The 575-nt window shown below is 70.6% G+C and carries 1 protein-coding gene and 1 pseudogene; one reads left to right on the top strand and one right to left on the bottom strand.

Features of this window, described 5'->3' with window-relative positions:
- The coding region (locus BIU82_RS16965; protein ID WP_253182828.1) for a HisA/HisF-related TIM barrel protein at nucleotides 1–229 on the top strand (229 nt) is incomplete at its 5' end.
- 66 nt (nucleotides 230–295) lie between these two features.
- On the opposite strand, the pseudogene BIU82_RS16970 reads toward BIU82_RS16965, so the two are convergent.
- A pseudogene (locus BIU82_RS16970) lies at nucleotides 296–575 on the bottom strand (TIGR03085 family protein); the annotation flags it as partial.

Below are 575 nucleotides of genomic sequence, written 5' to 3' on the forward strand. Positions count from 1 at the left end.
CGACGGCACCAAGGACGGCTTCGACCTGGAGCTGATCCGGCTCGTCCGTGCCGCGGTGAACATCCCGATCATTGCCTCCGGCGGCGCCGGCGAACCCGCGCACTTCCCGCCCGCCGTTGAAGCAGGAGCCGACGCCGTCCTGGCCGCCTCCGTCTTCCACTTCGGACCGGACGACATGATCGCGCAGGTCAAGACCGCGATCCGCGAGGCGGGCTTCGAAGTCCGCTGAGACGCCTTAAACGACGGCGGGCCACCGGAAAACCGGTGGCCCGCCGTCGTCGTTAAGGCTGGAAGGCTAGAGGCCGACCTCGGCGGACTGCAGGAGCGCGACGGCGTCCGGCTGGCCTTCGAAGGTGACCAGCGCGTGCCGGGTGCGGCCGTGGGCGTGCATCAGCAGTTCGCCCGGCTCGCCGACGATCGCGACGGAAACGGGCGCACGCTTGGCCACATGGCGCGGGCCGGTGGGACGGACCAGCACAATGCCGAGGTCCACGCCGCGGTAGAGAATGGCGGCGCGCTTGATCAGCTCGTCCCAGAGGGCGTCGGAGTACGCCTCGTCCAGGGCGCGCGGAGCC

Origin of the sequence: Arthrobacter sp. SW1, from assembly GCF_001766675.1 — a bacterium.
Lineage (GTDB): Bacteria > Actinomycetota > Actinomycetes > Actinomycetales > Micrococcaceae > Arthrobacter.